Origin of the sequence: Aliiroseovarius marinus (assembly GCF_050881025.1) — a bacterium.
Classification (GTDB): Bacteria; Pseudomonadota; Alphaproteobacteria; order Rhodobacterales; family Rhodobacteraceae; genus Aliiroseovarius; species Aliiroseovarius marinus_A.
On the sequence record NZ_JBNNXQ010000003.1, the window covers coordinates 137,488 to 143,896 of the forward strand.

General features: G+C 59.2%; 6 protein-coding genes. 5 read left to right on the forward strand and 1 reads right to left on the reverse strand.

Features of this window, described 5'->3' with window-relative positions:
• Positions 1–55: 55 nt before the first annotated feature.
• The 3 genes from ACRY08_RS09935 to rarD all read left to right on the forward strand — a co-directional run bounded on the left by ACRY08_RS09935 (position 56) and on the right by rarD (position 2,252).
• Positions 56–469 (forward strand): hypothetical protein, encoded by a 414-nt coding sequence (locus ACRY08_RS09935; RefSeq protein WP_432449760.1) that lies wholly within the window; start codon positions 56–58, stop codon positions 467–469.
• Between the two features lie 111 nt (positions 470–580).
• Positions 581–1,180, forward strand: a complete 600-nt coding sequence (locus tag ACRY08_RS09940; RefSeq protein WP_432449761.1) for a superoxide dismutase — start codon at positions 581–583, stop codon at positions 1,178–1,180.
• Between the two features lie 157 nt (positions 1,181–1,337).
• Positions 1,338–2,252, forward strand: a complete 915-nt coding sequence (gene rarD / locus ACRY08_RS09945; RefSeq protein WP_432449762.1) for an EamA family transporter RarD — start codon at positions 1,338–1,340, stop codon at positions 2,250–2,252.
• Here the strand turns inward: rarD and ACRY08_RS09950 are convergent.
• A complete protein-coding gene (locus ACRY08_RS09950; RefSeq protein WP_432449763.1) occupies positions 2,216–2,785 on the reverse strand; it encodes a TIGR00730 family Rossman fold protein in 570 nt (189 codons plus the stop codon). The genes rarD and ACRY08_RS09950 overlap by 37 nt on opposite strands.
• Positions 2,786–2,891: 106 nt before the next feature.
• Here ACRY08_RS09950 and ACRY08_RS09955 point away from each other — a divergent pair, with 106 nt between their 5' ends.
• Complete coding sequence (locus ACRY08_RS09955; RefSeq protein WP_432449764.1) at positions 2,892–4,130, forward strand: LysM peptidoglycan-binding domain-containing protein; 1,239 nt, start codon at positions 2,892–2,894, stop codon at positions 4,128–4,130.
• A 223-nt stretch (positions 4,131–4,353) separates the two neighbouring features.
• On the forward strand, positions 4,354–6,183 hold the full coding sequence (locus ACRY08_RS09960) for an ABCB family ABC transporter ATP-binding protein/permease (RefSeq protein ID WP_432449765.1): 1,830 nt from the start codon (positions 4,354–4,356) through the stop codon (positions 6,181–6,183).
• Positions 6,184–6,409: the final 226 nt, after the last annotated feature.

Here is a 6,409-nt window from a genome sequence, read left to right on the forward strand (position 1 = left end):
GCGGGTCATCTGCTTGAATATTGCAACTGGAAGTTGCGTGATGGTAGCATGTCTTATGCGTCGAGTTGTTTTGTTCTTCCTTCTCACCCTCGCGCCCTTCGCGGCGCAGGGTGAGATTTATAACTGCGATATCACCCGAAACGGCACGGGTGACTGGATGCCGACGCGGTTGCTTATGGATCACAAACCCGGTGATCAGACGGCCGAGGTCTGGGACCCCTTCATCAAGTATTTCGTTGGCAAGCCGCTTCAGGCAAAGGTGACGGCTGACAATGAAAAGCGCGTGACCGTGGTCTGGCGCATCACGCGGCTGACCAATACAGAAGGGGTGGTCCGGCAATACACCCCCCGTCTGGAATATCGTGCGACGCTTCTGAAACCTTCGTTGAAACTGGTGATCAAGGCATTTCCCATTCGGTATTCCAACAGTTACCGGGCCGAAGGACGCTGTCGGGTGCACAAAAAATAGCCCGCTCGCTGGCGGACAATTTTGCCAGACCTCTTGACCTTACCCCACCCGCTGCCCCATCTAATAACCGACAGAAACACGCATGCAAACACATTGAACAGGGGGCCCGACATGGCTTTTGAACTTCCCGACCTTCCCTATGCCCACGACGCACTGGCCGAGCATGGCATGTCTGCTGAAACTATGGAGTTTCACCACGACCTGCACCACGCCGCCTATGTGACCAACGGCAACAAGCTGATCGCTGGCACCGAATGGGAGGGCAAGACCCTCGAAGAGATCATCGTGGGCACCTATGACGCCAAAGCGGTTGCGCAGAACGGTATCTTCAACAACATCTCGCAGCTGTGGAACCACAACCAGTTCTGGGAGATGATGGGCCCGGGCAAGACCGCCATGCCGGGCGAGCTGGAAAAAGCCATCACCGAAAGCTTCGGTTCGGTTGAAGAGTTCAAGTCGCAGTTTGCCGCGGCTGGCGCGGGTCAGTTCGGCTCGGGCTGGGCCTGGCTGGTGAAGAACGCTGACGGCTCGCTGGCTGTGACCAAGACCGAGAACGGCGTGAACCCGCTGTGCTTTGGTCAGACCGCGCTTCTGGGCTGCGATGTGTGGGAGCATTCCTACTATATCGACTTCCGCAACAAGCGCCCGGCTTACCTGGATAACTTCCTGGAAAACCTGGTGAACTGGGAAAACGTGGCCTCGCGCCTGTAACCCGTTTGGGGCCTGATGCCCCGCATCACGAAACAAAATGCGGCTGCCTCTTGGGTGGCCGCTTTTTTTGTGCCAGACCTGTTGGGCAGCGCAGGGGAAAGCGGCTCGGAATGAACATGTGCCTCAAGCCCATCCCGAAACGCTTTAGGAGCGCCAGATGAACGAGACCAGCAAAGGCGTCATCGCCATCATCGTGGCCTGCACGGTCTGGGGGCTGTCGCCCTTGTATTACTATATGCTGCGCCATGTGCCGCCGCTTGAACTGCTCAGCCATCGCACGTTGTGGTCTCTGGTCCTGTTCAGTCTGTTTTTGCTGGTGCAAGGACGGTTGAGGGAGTTGCCCACCCTGATGCGCGGACGCACGATGCTGCTTGTGGCGGTCGCGGCGATCGTGATCTCGATCAACTGGGGCGGCTTTATCCTGTCAGTGCAGATCGGCATGGTGGTCGAAGCCAGCCTTGGCTATTTCATCTTCCCCTTGATCATGGCGCTTTTGGGGGCCGTGTTCTTCGGCGAGCGCCTGACGGGCAGCAAGCTCTTCGCGATCTTTCTGGCGGTCTTGGCGGTGGTGGTATTGACGCTGGGGTTGGGGGTCGCGCCCTGGCTGGCCCTTTTGCTTGGCGGCACATTCGCGGCCTATAGCGTGATCAAGAAGTTACTTGCCGTAGGCCCGGTCGTATCCGTCACGGCCGAGGTGCTGTTTCTGGCCCCTCTGGCGCTGATTTGGCTGGCGGGCACGCATTTTGCGGGGTGGCAGGGCATCGTTGGCCGCACGGGCGCTGTGTTCGGGACCGGTTTGGGCGACAGTCTTTTGCTGATTGCCTCGGGGCTATTGACTGCCGGGCCGCTGATGCTGCTCAGCTTCGCCTCGCGTCGGTTGACCCTGTCGACGGTGGGGGTGGTGCAATATCTGAACCCGAGCCTTCAGTTCATGTGTGCCGTTGTCCTGTTGGGCGAGACGATCACCCTGTGGCACATGATTGCCTTTCCGATGATCTGGGTGGCCCTGACGATCTATTCGGCGGGCGCATATCGTCAGGACAAGGCCGCCCGCAGGGCCGAGACAGCCTGATCCACATCATCGGCCACGGTGATGAACCCTTTCAGACTGTCTTCGGCAAAGCCTTGGGCGATCACATGGTCAATCAACCCGACAAGCGGGTCCCAGAACCCGTTCACATTCAAAAGCAGGATCGGCTTTTCATGCAGCCCCAGCTGACGCCAAGTGAGCACTTCAAAGAACTCGTCCAGTGATCCGGCCCCACCGGGCAGAACCACAATCGCGTCCGAGTTCATATACATCACCTTTTTGCGCTCATGCATGTTTTCGGTCACGATAAAGCTGGTCAGATCGCGCTTGCCGACCTCCCATTTCAGAAGATGTTCCGGGATGACGCCAAAGGTTGCCGCCCCGGCCCCTTGTGCGGCTTCGGCCACGGCGCCCATCAGCCCGACATCCCCCGCGCCATAGACAAGGCGCCAGTTTTCATCTGCAAGCGCCGCGCCAAGGGCCCGTGCGGCAGCGTCGTAGGCCGGATCCTGACCAAAGCGTGATCCGCAGTAAACGCAGACAGAGGCCGTGTAGGGGGCTGTATGTTGTGTCATGTGCTGTCCTTCTGGTCATATATGGGAATGATCTTTTGACCGGTGGTATCGGGATTGCTACTGTCTGGCAAGAAGCGCCCGCATAAAGCGGCGACAGGGGATGAAGATGACAACGCAATCAGGCGCAGAGGGCGCGAAAGGCGCAAACGGGGTCTGGATCGGTGCTGGTGCCTTTGTGGCCGTGGTGCTGGCCGCGATTGGATGGTTGGTTGGCGGTGCAGGGGACGAGCAGGCAACTGTCGCCCCCTCGGACGCCACGCCCGTGACATCGGAACCGAGCGCACCCGCTGCGGCCACAACGACCACATCACAGGCACCGACAACACCATCGGCCCCGTCTGCGCAGGCCTCCACCGACCAACCGGTTGCGCCGGAAACTGTCGCGCCAAGTTTTGATGTTGTCCGTGTCGACCCCGACGGGCGCGCCGTGATCGCAGGTCATGCGGCCCCCGGCAGTTCGGTGCAGCTGTTGCTGGATGGGGCACCGGTAGAGGTGGTGAAAGCTGATGGTCAGGGCAATTTTGTATCTCTGCTGGATTTGGACATCTCAACGCCGGGGCAGCTCGCTTTGCAGGCATTGGATGGCGATGGCACGCCGATTGCCTCGGCCGTGTCTCAGGGCACGGTGCTGATCCAGCCGACGACGGTTGAACAGCCCGCAGCGCAATCGAGCCTCGCCCTTGACACTGCCACGGACGGTTCTGCCGGAACTGATACTGCCGCCATCTCTGCTGCCGATACGGGCGATGCGCCTTCGGCAGCCTCTGCTGAAATGCCCACACCAAGCGCCTCCGACGCAGCCCCGGCCAGTCGGGTTCTGCTGGCGGATCAGGCGGGCATCACGGTGTTGCAGGACGAAGCCGGTGCGCTGTCTGTTCAAAACGTGATCATCGACGCGATCAGCTATGATGAAACCGGCGAGGTCGCCTTGTCCGGTCGCGGTCAAAGCGGGGCCGATGTGCGCGTTTATCTGGATAATAATCCGGTCAAAACCAGCGCCATTTCCGAGGATGGGCAGTGGCGATTGCCGCTGCCGGATATTGAAACTGGTGTCTATACGTTGCGGGTGGACGAGTTGGGCCCGGATGGCAGCGTCACGTCGCGCACCGAGACGCCGTTCAAACGCGAAGAGCCTGCGGCACTGCAGGCCGTGGCGGAGGCGGCGCCAAAGGCCCGTGTCTCGGCGGTTACCGTGCAGCCGGGGTCAAGCCTTTGGGCCATTGCACGGGACACTCTGGGCGAGGGCGTGCTGTATGTACGCCTGTTTGACGCCAACCGCGACAAAATCCGCGACCCGGATCTGATCTATCCGGGGCAGGTATTTGAAATTCCGCAAAAGCCGTGATCTTCACGTCTTAAACGCTTCATGTCTTATCTTGTGCAAACAATCACGCATCATGGGTTTCGCTTCATCAACGCAGCCCCTATCTAAGGCGTCTCTGCTTATACCTGAGGCAGGGATTGGGCGCGGCGCAGCACAATTTGTGAAGGTTTTGAGCGTGACGCTTTAGAATGATGATTTTCAGCAAGTGGCCCGGTTTGGGGCTTGCCAGCAAGAAAGGCAGTTCATGCGACGTCTTCCCATCACCACTTCTGATGCGCCTTCCGATGGGTGGCGCACGATCCGCCGGGTCGCACCTTATCTTTGGCCTGCCGAACACCCGTGGGTAAAGCAACGCGTGGTGCTGGCGATGCTGGCGCTTTTGCTGTCCAAGGTCGTGTCCGTTGCGACCCCGTGGTTTTACCGCGAGGCGGTGAATGCGCTGGCAGGTGAAGGGGCAGAGCCTGCGATGCTATTGGGTGTCGGCGCTGTTGGCTTGACGTTGGCTTACGGCATGGCGCGGCTGATGACCAACGGGTTTCAACAGCTGCGGGACGCGATCTTTGCGCGTGTTGGACAGCGGGCGCTCAGGCAGTTGGCGCTGGAAACCTTCACCCATATTCACAACCTGTCGATGCGCTATCACATCACCCGCAAGACCGGTGGTCTGAGCCGTATCATCGAACGTGGCGTGAAAGGCGTCGAGTTCCTTTTGCGCTTCATGCTCTTCTCAATGGGGCCATTGATCCTTGAGCTGGCGATGATCGCGCTGATCCTCTTTATCGCCTTTGATGTCTGGTATCTGGCGGTCGTGGTGGTCACCATCTGGGCCTATGTCTGGTTCACGTTTCGGGTGACCGAATGGCGAGTGAAAATCCGCAAGGAAATGAATGATCAGGACACGGATGCGAACCAGAAGGCCATTGATAGCCTTTTGAACTTCGAGACGGTGAAGTACTTCGGCGCCGAGGCGCGCGAGGCCGCGCGCTATGACGTGGCGATGGCGGGCTATGAGAAAGCGGCGCTGAAGACCTCGTATTCTCTGGCCTTTCTGAACTTTGGCCAAGCGTTGCTGATCACAGGCGGGCTGGTCGCCGTGATGATCCTGGCGGCGGTGGGCGTGCAGAACGGGCAGCTGACCGTGGGCGATTTCGTCATGGTCAACGCCTATATGATCCAGATCACCATGCCCCTGAACTTTCTCGGCACGGTCTACCGCGAAATCCGTCAGGCGCTGGTGGATATGAGCGAGATGTTCACCTTGCTGGAACAGCCGGCAGAGGTTGAAGACAAGCCGGATGCGCCGGACATTCAGGTCTCGGGCGGGGCGGTGCGTCTGGATGATGTGCATTTTGGCTATGATCCCGAGCGCCCCATTTTGAAAGGGGTCTCGCTTGAGGTCGGCGCGGGCAAAACCGTGGCCATCGTGGGGCCGTCCGGGTCGGGAAAATCCACCATCGGGCGGCTTCTCTTTCGGTTTTATGATGTGAATGGCGGCAGCCTGTCGATTGACGGGCAGGATGTGCGCGACGTCACGCAGGACAGTCTGCATGGGCAGATTGGTGTGGTGCCGCAGGACACGGTGCTGTTCAACGACAGCATTCTTTACAACATCGCCTATGGTCGCCCGGATGCCTCTCGCAGTGAAATCGAGGCCGCTGCGAAAGCCGCCAGAATTCATGATTTCATCACGCAACTGCCCGACGGGTATGACACGCAGGTGGGCGAACGCGGGCTGAAACTGTCAGGCGGTGAAAAGCAGCGCGTGGGCATTGCGCGCACGCTTTTGAAGAACCCGCCGATCTTATTGCTGGACGAGGCGACGTCGGCTTTGGACAGCCAGACCGAGCGCGATATTCAGGACAGTCTGCGCGAAATGGGGCAGGGGCGCTCGGTGATCACCATTGCACACCGCTTGTCGACCATCGTGGATGCTGACGAGATCGTGGTGCTGGAGGCGGGTGTGATCGTGGAACAAGGCACCCATGATGCGCTTCTGGACCATGGTGGGCGGTATGCGGCCATGTGGGCGCGTCAGGCCAGCGAAGCGGATCAGGAAAGCGATACGGCCGCCTGACAGTTGATCAGAAAAGTTGATCCCCGGCGGTTTTAAAGCGTTTCCGCATTATGTTGAGGCAGCATGATTTGGAAACGCAGTATGTCATATCAGGATAGTGGGCGTTTCCAGCTATTGCTGAGATCCAACAATAACTGGAAACGCTTTAGGTTGTCGGTTGGCGGGGAAAGGGGGCGCGCGGCATCCGCCCCCCCCCCCCCCACGCGGATGTTGGTAAAATATATTT